Raw genomic sequence first — 23,772 nt, 5'->3', positions numbered from 1 at the left:
TTGAACGCAATTGTTCCCGCTACGTCAGGAAAGTCTTGTGGATAAGTTTGATTGTTGACGCAGGGTAATGCGCGTAAGCATTTGAAGATATTTCAAAATGATCGGCTTTCGCGTCCTGTGGATACTATTTCCGTTGCAATATTTCTGCGTAGGTTCAGCCTAAAAGAGAACAAAATTTCGTCAGAAGGCGGAACCGCGTTCATATCGCAACTTTGGGAGGGAGCTTGCCGAAACCGGTGAGCTTCAGGCGCGTCTTGTCTTTGTTCGGCTTGACCAGTGTGACCAAATTCCTGCGTCGGACCCGCTCCGACGTGCAGGATGACGTCGGTCTGGCCAATGAAGGCGCGCTCCACGAAGCCGATAACACCCTTCACCGCGAAGAAAATTACCGCATCGAGGCCCTCGAGCCGCGGCTTTTGCTCTCGGCGGACCCGGTGTTCGGCGAATTGGCCCGCGTTGCGGCGACCGCACATCAAATCGACCCGATCGAAGGGCTTTCCGCCCTAGTTCAGACCGTCGATGACCTGCATCAGCAGGACGAATTGGCAGCCGATCACGATCCCGAGGAAGGCCCGCAAAGCGATGTGGCCTGGCCCGAGGATTGGGCGCATGAGCCGGAAGTGGCACCGCTCGAAGCGGTCGCCGAACCGGCACGCGAACAGGCTGCAGCGCTGCTGGAAACGGCAGCGGACCAGCTTCATTCCGGCGGTTTCCTGACTGCCGTTCAGGTGCAGCAGCTGCTGGAATCGGCGCTGTCGTGGCTGGAAGATATGCCCCATGCAGGGCAGGACCCGATTGGCAGTTCCGTGGCGGACCTGACGGGTCACGAGGCGACCGGCCCCCCGGATGCGAACTCTAATGCACTGGAAAATAACGAAAACACTGACAATCCGGACGCCGGGTCTGTCACTGCTGGCTCCGACGATACCAGCGAAAATCAAGGGGATAGCCCGGCTGACGAGGGCGCAGAGCCGCAATATCTGCTTCTCGACGCCACCGCGGACAGCACCGATACCGGCGCTGCGGATATCACCGAGGCTCAGGTCGCCCCGATCTTCCAGGAAGCCCTCGCTCAGTGGGCCAGCCGCACCGACGCGGCGATCCTGTCGCAACTCACCTTCACCATCACCGATCTCGAGGACGGCGCACTCGCCCGTATCACCGGCACGCTGATCGAGATCGACGCCGACGCTGCCGGGGCCGGTTGGTTCATCGACGCGACGCCCGCCGACAGCTCCGAATTCGATCTGCTCGCAGGCGACCGTCTGGTGGCGACGGACGGTGCGGCCTCCGAGGGCGTCGACCTCTACACGGTTCTGCTTCACGAGATCGGCCACGCACTCGGCCTAGACCATAATGCGGACGCTGCGGTGATGAGCGCGACGCTCGGCACCGGCGAGCGCATCGGTCTTCCCGACGCGGCCCCGAGCCTCGGCGCTCCGGTCGCAGGCGCGATCTCGGAAGCGGGTGGCGCGCTCGACGGCACCGCCGACAGCAACCTGACCTACACCGTGAACCTCGACGGCACCGTCACCGTCAACGGCACGACCTATGGCACGTCCGGCGCCCCGATCACCTCGATCGCGGCAGGGGCCGGCCTCAGCGACACGATCGAGGGGCCGGATGCCGCGACGGTCTGGACGATCACCGGCATCAACGAAGGGTCGCTGAGCTGGAACGGCCTCACCATCACCTTCACTGGGGTCGAGCGTCTCGAGGGTGGCACCGATGCCGATGCCTTCGCGATCGACGGGCCGGGCTTCGTCACTGCAGGCTTCGCGGGCGATGCCGGGCTGATGGAAATCTCGGTCGGCGATTTCGTGAGCCTCGCGACCAGTGACGGCGTCGGCGCGCCGATTGGCTATACCACCAATACCGGACTCGACGGTGTGCTCTACGAAGTGGGCACCGGCACGACGACCGCCGTCACCGGCGGTCTCGAGGTCACCACCATCGCGCTCACCAGCGGCTCGTTCTTCGCGGGCAGCGGTGCGAACGGCTACTTCACCCGCGGCCAGCCCAACAGCTCGGTCGGCTTCGCGGTCGACAACCTCAGCTTCTCGGTCAAGATGATCCGCGAGACCGCGACGGGCCGCCAGTGGGTGATCGCCAATGGCGCGGTCGATGCGCTGGGTCTGGTGAATGTCGACGGCGTGACCGCAACGCTCTCGAACGGCACGCTGGAACTGGTGACCTCGCAACTGACCGACCCCAACGATACGCTGAGCGCCAAGCTCGTCGTCTCCGAGATCGACAGCGTAGCGACGGGCGCGACCGCGCCGCTCGCGAAAGTGTCGGGCAACGTGACGCTGGCCATCGGCGGCGAGGTTCTGATCGCGGGCGGGTTCAGCTTCACCAAAACTATCGTCAGCGGCCTGACCGGCGCGACCGACACGATCGGCGATCTGATGGTCTTCGGCTTCGACGCGGTCAAATTCTTCGCGGGCACCGGCGCGGTCTTCGACACGAGCGGCCCGGTCACCGTCGACACAACCAACGCCTTCGGTTTCTCGGTCACCGGCTTCACCGGCACGTTCGCGGTGCTGAGCGCGGGCGGCACCACCTATACCGGCATCGACTTCTCCTTTGCCAACGCGACCCCGGTCGGCATTACCGGGCTGACCGCCGAGGTGAGCAATGTCGCGGTGCAAGTGAACACCGCGTCGGGCGTCGCTACCCCGCTGAATTGGGATCAAGGCGCGCTGAGCGATGCCGGGCTGACGCTGAACGGTGCGCTCACCAAGGTCGAAGCCACCGCGACGCTGATTGTGAATGACGCGGTCTATGTCAGCGGCACCTTCGCCCTGGAAAGCTCCGCCAAGACCGGCGTGACCTTCAATGGTGCGTCCGAGGATGGCGATTACTTCACCCTCTCGATCATCGGCGGGCGCCTCTTCGCGGGAGTCGGCGCCGAAGTCTCGGGCGGCAGCTACGACCTGACCAATGCCACCGGCTTCGAAATCCCGACGCTCAATCTCACCCTGGCCATGTTCACCGTGACCTCGGCTGGGGCGAACCTAGGCCAGAAGGTCACCGCGCTGGAACTCTCGACCTCGGCGACGCTGCACGGGATCAGCAACGTGACCGCGACCGTCGATGCGCTCGACGTGACCTATGCCAGCATGGCGTTCGACTGGACGCAGGTCGGTGGGCCGAGCTTCAGCTTCGACAGCACCTTCTCGGGCTTCACGATCGATGTGCGCGCGGTCTTCGCGATCAAGAGCACCGTCCTGCTCGCAGGCGATATCGCGATCACGGTGACGAAGCAGACAATCGCCGCGGCGGATAATCCGCTTGGTACCGATCTGACCGATGCGCAGGTGATGACCTTCGCACTGGCGAACGGCTACATCTTCGTGGGCAGCGGCGGCAGCTTCACCACCGATATCGACGGCAAGGTCAACGGGCTGACCCGCGATGGCGACAGCAAGCTGGTCGGCACCGGCTTCGGCGCGGAAGGCGTGCTGTTCGAATTCGCCTCGGTGAAGAATGTCGATGGCACGACCGGCGCCGTTCTGAACGCCTGGAGCGCGATCAAGCTACATGTCGGCACGGTGGAAGTCGCGGGCATTCCGGGCTTCACGCTTGCGGTCAGCGATTTCGTGGTCGAAGTGAATGCGCCCGATACCAAGGGCGGGATGAACCCGACGGTGATGACCTGGAAGGGGCTCGATCTGGGCACGACGCTTGCGCTGACCGACGCCACGGACGGCTTCGACAATACCGAGCGCTTCTTCATCGGCGCGACCATCGACGAGCTGAACATCTCGGACACCGTGCTGCTGACCGGCGGCTTCTCGGTCGAGAAGACCGCGGGCACCTCGGTCGGCGGCGTCACCGGAGATCTGCTCTACATCACGCTTACCGATCTGGACCTCTTCGCGGGCTCGGGCGCAACCATCGGCGCAAGCGGGCTCGACACCACGAATGCCATCGGCTTCTCGGCGATGGGCGGCAATTTCTACATCGGCATCCTGACCACCACCGACCCGACCCCGATCAGCTATACCGGCGTGTCGGCGAGCCTCGCGAGCCTCGGTCTGGTGAATGTCGAAGGCGTGACGCTGGACCTTGCGAGCCTGAAAGTGCTCTACAACTCGGTCAGCGATAACACCCTCTCCACTCTCGACTGGTCGAGCCTGTCCGGCCTCGAAGAGGTGACCGACACGGTAAGCCTTGCGGTCTCGGGCAAGCTGACGCTGGCGGTGGCCGATTTCGTCTATCTGCGCGCGGGCTTCGGGCTGAAGGCGATCGACGTGACCGCGCAGGCGGGCAGCACCGAGACGCTCGATCTGCTCGATATCACCGCGGGCAAGCTGACCTTCGTGATGCTCAGCGATGTCGAGTTCTTCGCGGGCACGGGCGCGTCCACCACAACGGATGAGGCGACCGGCACGACCACTCTCGCCCTCGCGAGCGATGCTGCGGGTCTCTATGCGGCGGGTGGTGATCTTGCGCTTGGCCTGCTGACCGACACGACGACCGGCGTGAAATACACCGGGGTGATCGGCTCGTTGAGCGCGCTGGAGGCCAAGGGCATCGACGCGGTTCAGATCAAGCTGTCGGGCATGGCACTGGCCTCGAACTCGACGACGGCGCTGACCGGCCCGCGCCTCGACTGGTCGACCGTGAACGATACCGACGTGACCACGGCGCTTGGCGATCTGGGCCCGGGTGATCAGCTGGCCGTGTCTGGTACGCTGTCCGTCGAGATTTCCGAGACGGTCTTCGCGCTCGCCACCTTCAACTTCTCGGCCTCGACCGAGACGATCGACGACACCATCCAAGCGGCGATCACCAATGCGCAGGTCACGCGGCTGACCCTGACGAATGTGAATTTCTTCGCCGGTGTCGGCGGTGCCTTCGATGACGCCAATGCGCCCACCGCGATTGCCGATCAGGGCACCGGCTTCCTTGCCTCGGGCGGCACGCTCGAGCTTATCGTCGTGAAAGAGCAAGTCGGCACCGCTACGCCCAAGAGCTGGAGCGCGCTGTCGCTCTCGGTCGATTACGTCGGGATGCGCGGACTGCCCACAGAATTTGCGCTCGGGGTCACCGGGCTCTACTTCCGCATGAACACGGCCTCGGTCGGCGCGACCAAGCTGGATTGGTCGGCCATTGTCGACGCAACCGAGAACCCCGGGATTGCTCAGATCAATGCCGATACCGGCATCGCCTTCGGCGGCACGCTCGATCTGGCGCTCGACGGCTTCGTGCTGGTCTATGGCACGGTCAAAGGCTCGATCTCGACCGCCGATATCAACGACGGCGAGATCACCCTGACCGCCGCAGATATCACCAGCTTCAAGATCACCGGCGCGCAGATATTCGTCGGTGCGGGCGGCGCATTCGATCGTGATGCGACCACGAACGAGGTGACCGGGCTGCTCGATCAGGGCACCGGCATTTATGCTTCGATGACGGCGGGCGATGCCTTGGAATTCGCGCAGGTGACCCGCCTCGGCGTGCTGACCGATAATGCGGCGACCAACGACAACGACGCGACCACGCAATGGGATGATGAGACCGTCACCATCGGCTGGACCGCCTTGCGCGTCACCGTCGCGAGCCTCGGCCTGCGCGGCATCGACGCCTTCCGGATCACCCTCGCGGACCTCGCGGTCGACGGGAATTTCGCGGCCATCGACGGCACCTTCCTGAACTGGGCGTCGCTGGGTGCAGTCACCGGGCTCGACATGCTGAGCCTCGCCGATGCCACCGATGGTCTGACCCGCGCCGATGGCTTCTCGGTCTCCGGCACCGTGACGGAGCTGAACGTGGCGGGCGTGATCGTCGCCTCGGGTACCTTCGGCATCAAGAGCTTCACGAGCGACATCACAGTGCCCTCGGGCATGACGACCGAGACCGTGCTGGGTGCGAATATCCTGATCTTCACCCTGTCCGATCTGAACCTCTTCGCAGGTGTCGGTGGGGCGCTTCTGTCCGACGGCACGATCGATCCCGATCAGGGCACCGGCTTCGTGGCCGAGAACGCCTCGCTGCAACTGGTGCTGGTGAAGGAAGATCCGGCAGGCGTGACCCTCCCGGCAGTGCCGCGCAGCTGGACCGCAGTTGCGCTCGACGTAGCCACGGTGCGTCTGCAGGGGCTGCCGAACACGGTCACCGTGCAGGGCCACGACCTCTATTTCGGCTTCAACGGCCCTGATGCGGTGAATGGCGAGCGGATCGACTGGGCCGCGACCGGTGTCACCGAGATCGGCGACCTCCACTCGGGCGATCTGTTCGACGTCACCGAGATGGTCGCGAGCTTCAACATCGCCTTCGGTGGCTATGTCGAGTTCACCGTCGACGGCTTCGTGACCGTCGCGGGCACGATGGCGGGCCAGATCCTGACCGAGACGCTCGACGACGGCAACGGGCTGATCGTCGAGGGCGCCTCGGTGATGACCTTCGCGCTGACAGGCGGCTATTTCTTCGCGGGGCAGGGCGGTGTCTTCACCCGCTCCGATGGCAAGATCACGGATGTGAGCACGACCGAGGGTACTGGCATCTATGCGAACAATGTGGGCATCGAGTTCGCCTCGGTCACCCAGACTGCCGACAACCCGCTGACGACAGGTGTGGTCGAGACCCGCACGGTCAAAAGTTGGTCGGCAATCCTCGTGACCTCGGACAGCGTCGGCGTGACCGGCCTCGCAGGCTTCACGCTGAAAATCTCGGATGTCGCGGTCGAAGCCAACTTCGGCTACACCGACCCGCTGAACGCGGCCAACAACTCGGTGATGAACTGGAAGGGCCTCGATCTGGGCCTGACAATCACCGACAGCACGGATGGCTATGACGCGACCGCGATCCTGTCGGTGACCGGCACGGTGTCGGAGCTGAACGTGGCAGGCGTCGTGATCGCGACGGGCACCTTCTCGATCAAGAGCCTGCTGGCCGATGTGGCGGTCGCCACCGGCATCGATGCGGATGGCACGCTGACCGGGGCGAAGGTTCTGATCTTCACCTTGAGCGATCTGAACTTCTTCGCCGGTGTGGACGGTGCGCTCAAGAATGATGGCACGATCGATCCCGATCAGGGTATGGGCTTCGTGGCGCAGGGCGGCTCGATCGAGCTGGTGATGGTGTCAGAAGACCCGGCCACCGTGACCTCGCCCGCCGTGGCCCGCAGCTGGATGGCCCTGTCGCTGCGCGTCGATCAACTGGGTCTGCAGGGCCTGCCGCTGACCGCGACGGTGAAGGATCTCTACTTCGCGATGAACGGCGCCGATGCGGACGGAAACAAGCTCGACTGGGGCGCGACCGGCGTCGATCAGATCAACGCGCTGGCCGATATCACCAATCTCGACGCGGGCTTCGGGATCGAGTTCGGCGCCTATGTCGAATTGCAGATCGAAGGGGCGATCCTGCTGGCGGGCGGTATGTCGGGTGTGATCCGCGATCTCACCGTCGACGATCCGCAGGGCGGCACGATCAGCGCCAAGGCCTTCTCCTTCTCGATCGACGGCGCCTATGTCTTCGTGGGCGCGGACGGCGAGTTCACCTATGACGAATTCGACCGGGTCGACGCGGTCGCCAATGCGGGCACGGGCTTCGCGGCCGAAGGGCTCGCCTTCGACCTGATCTCGGTGACCGAGGTGGTCGATCTGGTCGCAAACCCGAGCGCCGTCGCGCGCAGCTGGACCGCGATGTCCGCCCATGCCGACACGATCTCGCCGCGCGGCCTGCCGCAGGGGCTGGACCTGACGGTGACCTCGCTCGACTTCACGGTGAACGGGCGCGACGCCACCAATAGCGACCAACTCGACTGGGCGCCGATCATTCAGGATCTGGGCGTCGACGCGGTTGCGCCCGAAGACGGCACGGATCTGGTGATCTCGGGCGGTCTGGATTTGGATATCTTCGGCTTCGTCACCGGCTCGGCCACCTTCGACATCGTGATGCGCAACCAGATCGAGGCAGAGCTGGATAGCACCAATGCGGGTCTCGAAAACGCGAGCCTCATGCTGATCGGCCTGCATGTGCAGGACCTCTTCGTCGGCCAGCCCGGCGGTGTAGGCCTGTCGGTGGCTTCCGCCGATATCGCGCTCGCGCTCATCAAGGCGACCCCGCCTGCGAACAGCACGCTGCCCGTGACCGCCACGCCTTCGGCGACGGCGGTACTGGGCAATATCCAGGGCGGCACGCTCGCCGGTCTGCCCGAGGGAATGGAGCTGACGGTCAACGCCTTCTCGCTCGACTATTACGCAACGAAGCCTGCCGGGAACGGTATCACCACCTTCTTCGACTGGAACTCGATCGATCTGGACGGCACGCCCGCGCAGGGGGATCCCGCGAACGATCCGCCCGCCGCTGTCACGTTCACCTATGGCCCGAATGACGAGGTGGCCACGTTCGACGCCAGCGCCGACCGCACGCAGGTCGTGGGCTACCTGACGCTCAACGCCTTCGGTTTCGTCGATGTGGGCGCGAAGTTCACTCTGTCGCAGGATATCGTCGATGTGGACGTGAACCACGATGGCACCTTCGATATCGCGACCGACATGAACGATGCGGTGCTGACCCGGATCAGCCTGAGCATTAATCCTGCGGACGAGGCTGCAAATGGCGGCGACGCTCCGGCGGATTACGAGGCCAAGTTCTTCATCGGCATCCCGGACGGTCCCGGCATCACCATCGAAAGCGCCGATATCCTGCTCGCCTCGATCAAGGCGGCCAATCCGCTCACCGACACCCGCGCCTTCACCGCGCTCAAGGCCGATATCGCCTCGGCCTCGCTGACCGGGGTCGATCTGGTGGATATCACGCTCGACACGCTGTCGCTCGAGATGAACAAGGCCAATGATGCGACCGGCGTGATCGGCGTGCTCGACTGGGGCCAGTCGATCAATCTCGACTCGACCGAATGGACCGATGGCGACACCGGCATCACCGGTCAGGACCTGCTCGCCGCGACGAATGGCAATGACGTCGACCCGGCGACCACTGACACGGTCCTCGATATGAGCCAGTCGGGCTTCTCGCTCTTCGCGGGTGCGACGATCGTGATCGAGGACTTCGTCCATATCGAAGGCCAGATCACGCTGACCAAGACCGACAAGGTCGCAGCCCGCATGGTCGGTTCGACCACCTCCTTCGAGGCTTCGGTGCTGTCGATCGGTATCTCGGATGCCGTGGTCTTCGCCGGGGTCGGCACGCCGACGATCACCAATGGCGAAGTCGATGCCACCTCCGATGCGACGGGCGTCGCGCTCTCGCTGCAGCGCATGGGCCTGCATATCGTCAAGGAAATGCCGCTCGATCCGGCGAACCCGACAGCCACTCCGCTCAAGAGCTGGATGGTCGTGAAGGCGACGGGCGGGGCCTCGTTGATCGGCGTCGACAATGTCACGGTCGATGGCTCGCTCACGCTGATCATGAACCGCGGCGGCAACGAGACGACGCCCTACAATACGCTCGACTTCACCTATGGCGGGGTGGGCGGCACCTGGGACATCACGGTCGGCGCCGAGACGATCACCTTCGACGAACTGACCGTGGCGACGCTGGAAGTGTCGGGCTCCCTGACCATCGGCTTCGACTCCTATGTCTTCATCCAGGGCGAGTTCGCCTTCACCCAGTCGAGCGAGATTTATTCCGCCCTCGTCGCGGGCACGAGCACGAGCCGCAATCTCAAGGCGGTGACGGTCGGCGCACAGCATGTAAACATTTTCGTCGGCACCGGCTACGACCTGACCAAGGCCTTCGGCGATCAGGGCGATGCGGTCGGCCTGAAGATCACCGATGCTTATCTCGCGCTCGCCATGTTCAAGACGGTCGACGCAAATGGCGTGGCGCTGGCCGCGACCGATCCGGCGGCGGCTTCGTACATGGCGCTGAAGGCGGGCGGCACGGTCGAGTTGGTGGGCGTCGACGGCGTGACGCTCTCGGGCTACGGGCTCGAGGTCGAGCTGAACCAGGGCAAACTTCTGAGCACGCAGGCCAAGGAAGCGCTGAACCTTGCGAGCTTCGATGGCGGCGGTTTCGACGTGAAGGTGAGCGACACCGATACCGTGACGCTCGATGCCAATGGCGCGATCCTTGCAGCGTCCGGCTTCGTCGTGCTGGGCTTCGAGGATTACGTCTTCCTCGCGGGGCAGGTGGCCTTCCAGAAGGGCGCGACCCTGACCGTCGGCACGGCGCCGAACCAGAAGACTTTCGCTGCGACCGAAATCTCGGGCGATGGCATCAGCGCCTTTGTCGGCACCGGCGGGCCGTATTTCGAGGTCGATACCTCGGGCGCCACCCCGGTCGTGCAGCCGATGGCCGATACTTCGGGGGCACAGGGTCTGGTCCTGACCAACTTCTCCTTCCGCCTCGCCATGCTGAGCCAGGTCGATGCCAATGGCGTCGCGGTGGTGGGCGGCGAGAAATACACCGCGCTCTACGCTTCGATCGCAGAGGTGGCGCTTGCCGGTATTCCGGGCGTCGCGATCAGTGCGAGCGGCGTCGAGCTCAAGCTCAACCAAGGCAAGTCGGGCACCGCAGGAGCGGGCGCCCAGACGATCCTCACGGGCTTCGACTTTACGGAGGTGACGGGCCTCGACCCCGGTGCCACGGCCTTTGCAGATATGACCCCGCTGCAGGCGTTCTACGACCTCAGCTACAAGGGCACTTTCCTCTCGGTCTCGGCTTATGGAGATCCGGTGGGATCGGGGATCGAGCTTCTCGTGAACCTCTCGGGCGATACGCCCACCAGCGCAGACGATGCCGACTTTGCCTTCTCCGGCGATCTGTCCTTCGAAAAGACCACCAGCGCGACGGGCGCGGTCTACTCGAAAATCTCGCTAACCCACATCACCCTGACATTCGGCGATTATGAATTCACCGGCGACGCGCTGCTCTATCTGATGCCGCAGGGCATGGCTGGCAGCTTCTCGGTTACGCTTCCCGATATCGCGTTCGACGACGGCACCAATGCCTATCAGATCGGCAATGGCACGACGGCGACGCTCGAGATCAACACCTCCATTCAGGCGGTCTATGTCGACTTCGGGAACAACAATGTGCTCGACCTGCCGCGCGGGCAGTTCCTGCGGGTCGAAGTCGAGAACGCCGCCTTCTCTGTCGACTTCAACGCGACTGATAACGACAAAGACGGCACGATCGACGTGGGCAACGCCCCCGAGATCAGCCTGAGCGGCACGCTGATGTTCTCGCAGCTGACGACCGGGGTTGCGCCGAACCAGACCAAGCGCATGACCATCGCCTTCACCGGGGTCTCGGGCGGCTATACGGACTCGAATGGCGACGGCTTCACCATCCAAGACGCGAAGGGCGTGATCCTGATCTATTCGGGCTCGGCCACCCTGTCGCAGAACGGCATCGCCGCGCAGATCGAGGCGAGCGCGCAAGGCTCGGCGGCGGGCTTCTCGGCCTCGGCCAGCGCGATCATCCGCATCAACACCACGTCGCGCACCGACATCTACGAAGAGGTCGATGTGGGCGATGCGACCTACATTCTCGACTTCCGCGGCCAAGCCAATGTGAACCAGATCGCGCTGGCCGAGGTGAAGCTGAGCTACGAGCCTTACTTCACCATCGAAGGCAGCCTGAGCGACATTCTCCCGGCCGAACTGCCTGCGGGCGCGACCAGCGGCAAGATTGGGCGTAACATCTCGATCTTCCTCGGCGATGCGGGCGACCCGAACGACCCCAATGACGATATCGGCCTGCTAATCTCGAACACCACGATCGCGATCTTCGAATTCGGCACCTCCGCCAACCGCAAATTCGCGGTCTATGCGAAGGGCGAGGTTCAGGCGCTGGGCATTCCGGGACTCAATATCTCGGGCACGGTCGAAGTGTGGCTCAACACGTCGGGCACCGCCTTCTCGACCAACGTGACCGGCTTCCCGCTGCTCGAAGGCGGCACCTCGGCCACTCCGGTCGCGATCACCTTCGTCGCCCCGCAGATGGAGCGCGTGAAGGGCTCGGTCGAGATCAGCTTCGGCGTGGCCGAGACCGGCGATCTGCTGGTGATCAGCTCCAACGACGTTCTGTTCAACAAGACGCCCGATGGCCGGATCTCGGTCGATGCGCCCGAGACCTCGATCACCGTGACGCCGCCGGGAGCCGACAGCTTCGGCATCGAAGGCGCGGCCCAGTTCAGCTTCGGCGGCGCGACCGGCTTCCAGCTGACCGATATGCGGGTGACGGGCTACACGCTCTTTGGCGAGACCGTCTCGGTGACGCCGACGACGAACCTGCGCCCGCTGACCGCCGATATTGCCTCGCCGCTCAATGGCCAGATCATCAATCTCGACGGCTTCACCTATATCGACGTCACTTTCTACAACACCAACCGTCTGGACGCGGATGCCTACCCGGCCTATCCGCTGGGCATCGACCCGGACTCGATCACCGATATCGACCCGGAATTCACGATCACCGCACGCTACGGCGACACGACGGCGGCGATCACGGTCGATGGGGCAGGGGTGCTGGTCGAAGGCACGGCGCGCCCGACCTATCGCTACCAGATCACCACGCCTGTGAGCCTGTCCGCGAACACCACCTATGAGGTGCAGTTCCTCGCCAACTCCTGGCGCGATGCCGCCGGGGCCCAGAGCGCCGCCGAATACGAACGCTTCACGATCCGCAAGACGCCGGTTCAGAATGCGCCCGCGGCGAACCCGGCGACCGATCCGCAGGATTTGACCACGATCACCGCCGCGCCTTCGATCGAGCTGGCCTCGCCCTTCAATGGCGCGGTGATCGACAAGTCGATGCTGAACTCGAAGGGATATATCGACGTCACCTTCGTGCTGCCCAATGGCGAGATCCTCGATGGAAGCTCGATCAATGGCGACGAGATCCGCTTCGTGCGCACGGGCGGCGCGTCGAACGTTAATCTGCTGACGAACACCAACGGCACCTACACGGTCGAGAAGATCGGCAAGACGACCTATCGCTATTACGTCTTCGCCGAGCCGCCTGCCGCGACCGCCACCGGCACGGGTGTTGTCGGCACGCCGACCTCGACCTCGACCTCGCAGGCGAACCCGGCCTTCAACGTGGGCGATGTGCAGGTCGAGTTCATCACCGGCACCTGGAAATACACCGATCGCGGCGCCAATCTGGACAGCACCTCCGACGATGTCGTCTACTGGTTCGGCGGCGAGAACGGCTCGGTCGCGTCGCCCGCGAAGACCACCGCCTATGTGCAGATCTTCAAGGTGCAGGAACTGCCGGCGGCCGAGGCTGCGACCCCGATCAAGGTCGGTCCGGTCTCGATCCTCGCGCCGGAGGTCGGTCTTGCGAAGCTCGGCTTCAAGGACGGTCTGCTGGTCCTGACGATCTCGGTCGGAGCGGAAAGCGCTTCGCTCGCCTTCGGTGGCACCGCGACCCAGAATGCCGATGGCACCCAGACCAATAGCGGCGGCACCCAGATCACCCTGACCAACCTGCTGGTGAAGTTCGATATCGGCATCGATGTGATGGGCGTGATCTCGGGCGGCGGCGACGATCCGGTCGTCTCGCTCACCGGCAAATGGTCGATCACCGCCGATAAGCTGACGGGCTCGATCCCTGATGTGGTCCTCTTCGAGGCCGACCGCATCAAAGTCGAATACGATCCCTCTTGGACCGCGCCCGAAACTCCGGTCGCGGGCACGCCGGAGGGCGCGGGGCAGGAGATCATCAAGATCGACACGATCAAGGTCACCTTCCCGAAATTCGGCATCGCGGGCCAGATCACCACCTATGAGGGCGTGCGCGGCCTCACGATCTACGACAACGGCTTCCGCATCGGGCGCGGCGAGATCATCTATTCGGGCACCGGCGCGGGCTCAGGCACCGGCACGGGCGCGGTCCAGCGCACCGATGGTGCTACCGGCAAGATCAAGTTCGGCTCGATCCTCGAATTCGACGATCTGCGCATCGGCGTCACCGACTTTTCGTTGATCTTCGGTCAAGAGGTGACTTTCGACGGCACGATCTATGTCGGCTCTGGCGGGGCGACCTTCGCGCCGGGCAAGGCGATCAACGCCAAGGTCACCGACCGCGTCTCGGGCGAGGATGTGAACGACACGCTCGCGCTGAAAGCTGGCCTGACCTTCACCGACGGCGTGGTCGACGGCTTCATCTTCGAGCTCGACACCTTCGAGATCAATATCGGCTCGGCCCTCAAGCTGAAGGGGGTGGGCCTGTCGCTCGACACCGGGGCAGCCGATGACGAGGAGCTGATCAGCTTCGTGTCGATCGGCGCGGAACTGAAGATCGGTTCGCTGAACCTCTCGGGCGAGGCGCGGCAGTTCGCCTTCCTCGGCGACGGCACTTTCGTCACCAAGCAGGGCTTCGGCGTCTTCATCGGCGTGGGCGGCGCCTCCGGGGCGAACTTCAAATGGCCGAGCTGGCTGCCGATCAAGATCACCGAGATCGGCGTGCAATGGCCCGACATCCAGGCCGACCCGAGCGATTTCGTCCTGACCCTCTCGGCCTCGATCACCGGGCTGCAGGGCTATGACGGGCTGACCTTCGAGGGCACGGTCGAGGGTATCCGCATCGATGTGGGCCTTCTGCTGGACGGCAAATTCCCGATAATCGGCATAGACTCGATCGGCGTGAAGATCGGCGGCAACGCGTTCGGCGGCGAAATCGAGGGGGCGCTGATCGGCGGCATCATTCGGATCGGCGACGGCAATCAGGTGCTCTCCACCTTTGACCTGACGAGCCCGGTGAAAGATCGCATCTTCTTCATCGGGGTCGAGGCGGGCTTCTCGTTCTCGGGCCTGGGCGGCTTCACCATCCGCTTCGCGCTGTCGGAACTGGGCCCGCTGGGCGTGCTGGTCTCGGGTTCGGTGCCGGGCGGTATCCTGCTTGAGCCGAATTCGGGCCTCGCGATCAACGACTTCACCGGCGGGGTGGACTTCTTCAAGTCGCTGCCCGACATCACCGATCCCGAAGAGCTCAACGGTCCCGATTTCGCGCTCCCGCTGAACGTCTCGGTCGATGACTGGCTGAACTCGGTGCAGCAGCAGGTGGTGAACCAGTATATCGCGATCCAGAACGGCTCGGCAGCGGGCGGCGGGTTTGCTGCGGCCTTCACCTCGCCGATGATCATCACCGGCTCGGCCAAGCTTTATTCGATCTACACCTCGCAGGCCGTGTTCAACGGCCAGGTCACGATCAAGATCTCGACCGACGGCAAGATTCTCGTGATCGGCCAACTCAACTTCGCCGCCGACAACCTGTCGCTCTCGGCGCGGCTCTACGCGAACCTGTCGAAGATCGCGTCCGGTGAGGCGACGATCCTTCTGCTTGTGAAGATTCCAGATCAGCTGGATCTGCTGACGATCAAGGGTTCGCTGCAGTTCGGCTTCAAGGACATCCTTGGCGAGGCCACGCAATTCGCCGTGGTCGAAGAGCAGGCCGCGACGCCGACGCAGCGCCTTGACGGGCCGAGCGATGGTGGCGTCACCGGCGTCGGCAACTTCAACGAGCGCGCCTATATCGACATCACCTTCCCGACGGTGAACGGTGCGACGGTGGACGCCGCTTCGGTCTTCGACCTGACGCCGGAATTCGAGATCAAGGGTGGTGACTTCGCTCTCGACAACACGCAGGCGCCTGCGCAGTTCGATGCCGACACGTTCCGCTTCTGGCTGACCGGCACGGGCGATGTGAACTCTGTGACCTACACCTTCCTGTTCCAGTCCTGGTCCTACACCGAGACCGCAACGAACCAGACCGTCTATGCGCCCGAGGACACCTCGATCCATAGCGGCGACCCGGCTGTCGCGGGCCCGTGGGTCGATATCAAGTTCATCGCCGAGATCGGTGGCGAGATCACCGCCGAGACGCTGGCAGCGATCGCGACCAACGGTGTGGCGCCGTTCAAGCTGTTCAATGACGAGGGCGACGAGATCGACCTCCTTGGCGCCATCGCGATCGGCGGCGGCAAGGTGCGTTACTTCATCGACACCAGCGATCCGGACCTCACGAACAACCAGCTCGCCGTCGGCGATTACACCGTGCGCTTCACCGCGGACACCTGGGTCAGCCAGACCGGCAAGAACAACACCGCCACGCCCGATGCCGTGTTCTCGGTGGTCGAGCCCGAAGCCTCGCTCAGCGCGCCCTATCAGCTGGACGGCGACGGCTACACCGTCGACGTGAACCTCGCCAATGCCGATCAGCGTATCATCGTGACCTTCGATCCGGCGGGCAGCGGTTCGCTCGATTACGCCTCGATCCTCGATCCCGGAGCCGAGTTCACGCTGACCCGCACCGGTAATGCGGATGGCACGACGGCCAACACCGCAATCGATATCTCCAACGCGCCGGACCCGGTCGCTATGTTCATGAACGCCGACGGCACGGCGAGCCTGAAGAAGCTCGGTCTCGATGCCGATGGTCGGATCGTCGCCGTCGGCAGTGCGGATTATGCCCACGCGTTGCCCGGCAATGGCGCCGAACTCTATGCGCTGCTCAAGAAAGAGGGCATCACGCAATTCGCCTATGCCATCACGACAGCGAATTTCGACTTCGCGCCGGGCAGCTACACGCTCACCTTCAACGGCGAATGGAAGGATGCGGCGGGCAATGCAGGCGCCACCGGTGACAGCGTCATCACCGTCGAAGGCGCGACCGCAATCATGGTCGATCCGGGCGCGGGCGCCGCGATCGACGTGAACCTGCTCAACGGTCGCAACTATATAGACATCCAGTTCCCGGACGTGCCCGACAGCGATTTCGTTTATGACGCGGCCTCGATCACCGATGGCGGTGCGGAGTTCACGCTGAGCGGCGCGGGCCTCGGCACTGTGCAGATCGACGATGGTGTGGCCCCGGTCCGCGTGGGCGGCACCGACGCGGCCCCGGTCTATCGCTACTGGCTCACCGGCAGCTTCGACAGCAGCAAGACCTTTGGCGATCTCACCATCTCCGCGGTCGAACAGGGTTGGTCCTACCACTATTCCGACAGCGCGAACCCGACGACTGACCCCGAGATCAAGAGCGGCGAAGACGGTCTGGGCGTGGTGGCCAATCTCGAGATCACCGAGGGTTCGGTCGAGATCACCTTCACCAATATCCCGGCGGGCTATGTGCTCGACCCGGCTTCGGTGCTCGACCTCGCCGCCGAGTTCGCCGTGCAGACCGACACGGTAGAGACTTCGCGCCTGAGCGGCGGCACCTTCCGTGTCGAACTGGGCGAGGGTGCGCCGGCGCTGCTGCAAAACGATGCGAATGATCCGACGAAGATCTCCTTCATCTACTCGCTGCAGACCTTCATCGATGAGACCAACTCGGCGCAGCCCGCGTCGCTCACCGGCGATCTCTATCCGCAGACGATCACGCTGACGCTGGATATCACCTCGATCTCCTTCTTTGCGACGACAGCGCAAAGCGCTCCGACTATCGTGGTCAAGAGCGGTTCGACCTATCCTACGGCCGATAGCACCGCCAACCTGCCGGGCGACCGCACCTATTTCGATATCGCACTGAGCGGGGCTTACGGCGAAGACATCACCGATCAACTGGCGATCGGCGACGTCACCGTGACCGGCCTGACAATCACCGAGCTGATGGATATGGGCGGCACGATCCGCGTCTTCGCAGACGGCTCGCTCGGGATCGGCAGCCATGACGTGACGCTGGCGGCGAACAGCTTCGGCGATGCGGCCAAGAACCGTGTCCAGACGCTGTTCTTCACCGTTTCGGGCCCGCAGGGTGATCTGGTCGATCCGGCGAACGAGGGCAGCACGGGGCTCGGTGACGTCAACGGGCGCGGCTATGTCGACCTGCATTTCGAGCGTCCGGTCGGCGGCGCGCTCGATGTGGGCTCGATCACCGATCTCGCGCCGGAATTCACCTTCGGCGGCAGCGGCTCGATCACCTTCGACGATACACTCGCCCCGGTCTGGCTGAACCCGCAGGCGACCTCGGGCGACTATATCTTCCGCTACTTCACCACCGGCGCGGCTGCGGCGAACACCACGATCTCGCGCATCGCGACGATCGAGGATCAGCCGACCGTTCTGCGCGCCGATGGCACGGCCGACGATGCGACCGGCCCGGTCTCCTTCGATGCCAGCACGCTTTCGGTGGCCTTCATCGACGTGCGCTACACGCCGACCTATGGCGACGAGATCGACTTCGGCACTCTGGGCGACGAGATCAGCTTCTCGGGCGCGGGTGCCAATGGCGTCACCGTTTCCTCGGCGCTGGTCGTGGGCGACGGCCTGACCGTGCGCTACTTCCTCACGGGCAAGTTCACCGCGGGCACCGTGCAGGTCGATTACGCCGCGGCCAGCTTCGGCTCGGGCGCTTACGACAACGACGCGAAGACCCAGAGCTTCCGTCTCGTCCAGCTCGGTGCGAGCCTGACCGACCCGGTCCAAGGCGCCTCGGTGGGGCAGGCGCCCTTGAACGAGCGCGGTTTCGTCGACGTCACTTTCGAGCTGCCGAGCTACGCCACCGGCATCGATCTCGAGAGCATCACCGATGCGGGCGCCGAGGTAATCCTGAGCGCGACGGGCTACACGATCGAAGTCGATGACAGCCAGGTGCCGACCTACATGGGCGACGACGCGAACGGCAACCCGATCTTCCGCATCTGGTACCTGGGCGACTTCGCGGGTTCGAACCTCGACGACAACGTCTCAGTCGAATTCATCTCGGGTAGCTTCGACTGGCTCGGCACCGATGGCGGCACCATCAAGGCGATCACCGCGACCAACAGCGAAGATCTGGTGGTGACGACCGGCAAGATCGGTCTGGGTGCCAGTGCGCCGACGGCGACCTATGTGGCGCTGTCGCTCGGCACGAGCCAGACGCTGACCGATAGCAGCCTTGCGATCACGGACTTCACGCTGACCGATATCGACGGCAACTCGATTACGATCACCGGGATCCAAGCCCGTGGTCCCCCAGGCGAGTTCGCTGTGACCTTCGACACCGCCGACGCCGCCGACGGCGCGGTGCTGACCCTGACCTATGCGGCGGGTGCGTGGAACTACGGGACCGCTGCCTCCGAGGCGATCGATCCGACGACGCTTTCGATCAAGCCCACCGACACCGCTTCCTATATCGACATCACCTTCGACACGCTGGGCGATCCGAGCCTCAACGCGCTCTATGCGATTGACGCGGCCACGATCGATGGCGACGAGTTCACCTTCGGCGGGGCAGGCGGGGCCAATCTCGACCTGCTGGATATCACCCCGACCGACATGGGTGACGGTACCTTCCGCTACTACGTCTCGCGCGAATTCGGCCTCGGCACGGTCACCGTCTCCTTCAACGAGGGCAGCTGGACCGACTTGCAGGGCAACGAAGGCGGCGCAAGCCAGCAGAGCTTCCGCGTCATCGACCAGATGCAGGAAGGCGGCCAGCCCGGCGCCGATGCCGACCCGGCCACTACCCGCGTCTTCTTCATCCGCGTCTCCGGCTCGATCACCCTGAATTCGGCGGGCATCGTCGACGAGCCGCTCGTAGAGCTGCGCGCGCAGGCCGAACTGACCTTCGGCGATTACATCAAGGCCGACGGCTCCAAGGTCTTCCGCTTCGCGCTCGAAGCCTCGGGCACGATCGAGGTCTACAAGCTCGGCAATATCGGCTCTGCCGCGGCGCGCTTCGTGCTGGAAACGGGCGGCCTGTCGAGCGGCCTGCCGCAGTTCTGGGGCGTGGCCACCATCCAGCCGAACTTCGAAGCGCTCAACGAATACGGCGTCTGGATCAAGGGCAACGCGACCCTGATGATCAACATGTCGGGCGAGGACAAGGTCGAGACCCTGTCGCTCGAAGGCATCCTCGGCGATCAGCTTGAGCGCACCGCTGGCGGTGATGACACGGTGGCCGTGGCGGATCTCGGCGCGCTGCCGAGCCAGGCCAACGAAGGCTTCTACCAGAAGCAGGCGATAAGCACGGAAGTGCGCACGACCTTCGCCCAGTTCGGCGTCACGCTCAGCTCGGAAGCCAAGATCGAACTGGTGCGCGAACTGAACACCCAGTCGCGCTGGCGGATCACCGACGGCGGGTCGATCTACTTCATCGAAAGCCTCGACGGCACCGCGACGCTGCATTCCGAAGACCAGACCTACGAGTTGTCGCGCAACTCGGTCGTCTTCTATATCGGCGGCGCGATCAAGCTAACCGATCAGAACGCGAACGACCCGGATGTCGACACGGGCGTCAACGTCTATGCCGAGCTGACCGGCGCCTTCTACCTGAAGATTTCGCAAGACCGGGTCGAGGTCTTCGTCGCGGCCGGCGCCAATGTCTTCAACGTGATTTCTGGTCAGGCGGTCGGTCTGCTTATCATCGACTTCGGCACCGCCCCGGGCAGCGCCTTCGGTGTCGCGGGCAGCCTGTCGCTCGAACTGAGTGTGGGCGATGTCGACGGCGGCAGCGGCACGGCTGCGGCGAACAATGCCGGCAGCTTCGGCAATATCGCGGCGGATATCTTCCGTTTCGAGGCCGAGGTGATCGTGCTCTTCAACACCACCGGCATCAACCAGGTCTTCGATGTGCCCGACGCGCTCGTGCCGTTCCTGCCCGCAAACGTGCCGACGACCTTCGAGATTTTCGACCGTCCGCCGATCCTGGGCCAGAACACGCCGGATACGAGGAAATCCGCGGGCGCCTATTTCGTGGTCCAGATCAGCGGCTCGGTGACGCTCTTCGATACGGTGACGCTCAACGGCTTCCTGTCGGTGACGGGCGAGGAGGACTCCGTGACCGTGACGATCCAGGGGACGGTCTCCGGCCGGATCGAGAACTTCGGCGCGGTCGAGGGGATGCTCTATCTCGAGGCGAATATCGGCGCGAGCGATCCGGGCGTGGTCGGGCGGGCGGAGCTGTCGCTGGTCGGCGGGCTGGAGCTTCCGGGCGTCAGCCTTGGCGGGTCGCTCTCGATCATGCTCGAATTCAACACCTACGCGACGACGCAGGATCGCTACACGATCGTCACGCAGAGCGAATATGACGCTCTGGTTCTTGCGGGCGATGCGACCGCCAACACGGATGGCACCTTCTATTACGGCACGATTTCGGTCGAGAACGGGCTGTTCCTGAAGGTCACCGGCACGCTGGTCGTTTCGGATGTGATCGAGTTGACGGGCGTCTTCACCTTCCGCATCGGCACCGCACCCGATTTCGAACTGGTCGCGACGCTGGATGTGCAGGCGCGGCTCGTGGGCGTGGCCGAGTTCGGTCTGACCGGTGGTCTCGTGATCGCGGATGGCGGGCTGGTGATCTATGCCGAGATCGACCTCAACCTCGACCTCGCGGGCGTCATCACCGTGACTGGCGACGCGACCTTCCAGCTCAACACCTTCTCCAGCGCGCGCACCCTCGAGATCCCGACCATCAATACAAGCGGTCAGGAGAGCACGATCTCGGTCACCGTCGCTTCGGGCTTCAGCCTCGAGATCGTCGGCTCGGTCAACTTCATCGATCTCGCGACCGCCTCGGGCCGCGTCTATATCGGCCTCAACGCGAGCGAGTTCCGCGTCGAGTTCGACGTGACCTTCGGTCTTGCGGGCCTCAACGTCTCGGCGGCGGGTGGCGCGGTGCTGTTCTTCAACTCCAGCACTGGCGAGCTCGACGGTCTCGCGTTGCTCCTCGATGTCAGCATCAACGCCAATATCGCGCTGGTGATCGACATCGAAGCCAACGGCAAGCTGATGCTCAACACGGTCGGCCGCGACGTGACGATCTCGGGCCGAGTGCTGCAGGCGAGCAGTTTCGTGCTCGATCTCAGCGGTAAGGTCGAGTTCCTGAAGGTCCTCAAGTTCGACGCGGGCTTCCGGATCGAAGTGGTGCAGAACGACTGGCGCGTGGACTTCTATGCCAGCATGGACTTCTTCGGCCTCGCCACGATGAGCGTGAACGGCTGGTTCAACTCGGATGGCTATTTCGACCTCTCGCTGAGCGGTCGCCTTGTGTTGGGCTCGAACAGCTTCGGCCTGACGGGCAACTTCTCGATCCGGGTCTATTACCTCTTCGACGATGCGGCGGACGTCTACAAGCTCGGTGTGTCGGGCTCGGCCTCGGTTTCGCTACGCGCCTTCAACATCAGCTGGGCCACGGTTTCGATCAGCTTCTCGGCCACCGCGACCGGCACCGGCCGCGTGCCGATCGTGATCTCGGCCAGCGCGAGCGTGAAGGTGCTCTTCGTGAAAGTTTCGGTGAGCATGTCCTTCACCGTGGGCTATGTCGAATTCCCGACCCCGATCTATCTCGCGGGCGACCTGAACGGCGACACCAATTCGGGCACCTACAAGGACTGGGACGACACCTCCACGATCCTCGTGCTGAACATGGGCGACGCCAATACCAAGCGCGGCATCGGCGAAGCGACAGAGGGTGAGACCTATATCATCGAGGCCGTCACCCCGGTCGTGAACGGCGCGCAGACGATCCGCGTGATCTATTCGGGCCGCGAGCAGGTCTTTGAGCACGTCCATGAAATCCGCGGCTATGGCGGCTCCGGCGACGACCTGCTGGTCGTGCGCGACGGCGTCGCAGTGCCGATCCTCTTCGTGGGCGGTGCGGGTGTCGATACCGTGGCCTACGAGGGCGACGGTCAGGTTACGATCAACTCGGCCTCCGAAGGCGGCACCGCGGGCGATCTGGGCGATCAGATCAGCATCGGCAGCGGCGTCGCGGCTGGCTCGATCATCTACGGCTCGGGCGCGAATGACCGGATCGTCTCGGATGCGCTGGTGCCGATCACGATCTACGCGCTCGGTGGCGATGACGTGGTGCTGCAGAACGGCACGGGCGTTGCCACAATCTACGGCGGCACCGGCGCGGACCGCCTGATCGGTGGCGCGGCAGCGGATGTGATCGATGGCGAGGGCGGCGCGGACGAGATCGATGGTCGCGGCGGCGCGAACACGATCAACGGCGGCACTGGTAATGACCGCATCTTCCGAAATCTCGCCTCCGATGGCATCGAGGTGATCGACGGCGGCGGGGGCACCGATACAATACTGCTTTACGGCACGGCCAACCCCGACACGGTCACGGTCGGCCAGAAGCCCGCCAACTCCGGCATCCTGCAGGCGCTCGACGCTGATGGCAGCGGGTTTGAGGCCGACGGTGTCGAGGGGCTGATCATCCATCTGCTTGGCGGCACGGATACGCTGACGGTCAACCCCCTTGGCCAGACCGATCTGAACACGATGCGCATCGACGACGATCTGGTCGTGGAATCCGCCGATCCCTCGACGGATGTGGCCGAGATCGACGGTGCGAGCGACGGTGTGGCCGATGCGGTGATCTTCAACGGTACCGGTGGCGCCGATACCTTCACGCTGAAGGCGGGTGCGGTGGCCGATCAGGAATTCATCCTCGTCGCCGCCTGGTCGACCGGCACCGTGACCGTCACCTTCGACGACACGATCCGCGCCAAGGGCGACACGTTGCGCATCTCGGCAGCGGGCGGCAATGACAAGATCACCGCGGGCCCGGCCCTGGCTGCGGGCGACCCGGCCAATGCGACGCCACTGACCCATGACCTGATCGCGCTGACGCTGGAAGGGCAGGGCGGCAATGACCGGATCATCGGCTCGATCTTCAATGATGTGATCGATGGCGGCGTGGGCTCGGACACCATGACCGGCGGCGAGGGGCTCGACATCTTCCGCGACACCGAAGAGGCAAACGAGACCGACACGCTGATCGAGGTCTTCGCGGGCGAGGATATGGGCCTCTACGAGAACCTGTTCCTGGTGGGCAAGGTCTTCCAGGCGGACGGCTCCACGGCCTATGCGGAGGGTACGACCGATGGCGCGATGGTGCCGGGCGACGCCGATCTGT

1 protein-coding gene (cut by a window edge) is annotated in these 23,772 nt (G+C 64.0%); it reads left to right on the top strand.

Going from position 1 to position 23,772, the window contains the following annotated elements; genetic code table 11:
- The first annotated feature begins 278 nt into the window (after nt 1-278).
- Nucleotides 279-23,772: the 5' portion of a matrixin family metalloprotease gene (locus tag B6V74_RS02450; RefSeq protein WP_146694508.1), read on the top strand. Its footprint extends 14,750 nt past the window's final position; the window shows 23,494 of its 38,244 coding nt (coding positions 1-23,494); it begins with the start codon at nt 279-281; its stop codon lies off the right edge, out of view.

It is taken from the genome of Thioclava sp. F42-5, assembly GCF_002213195.1.
Classification (GTDB): domain Bacteria; phylum Pseudomonadota; class Alphaproteobacteria; order Rhodobacterales; family Rhodobacteraceae; genus Thioclava; species Thioclava nitratireducens.
This window is presented reverse-complemented; position numbering and strand designations above follow the sequence as displayed.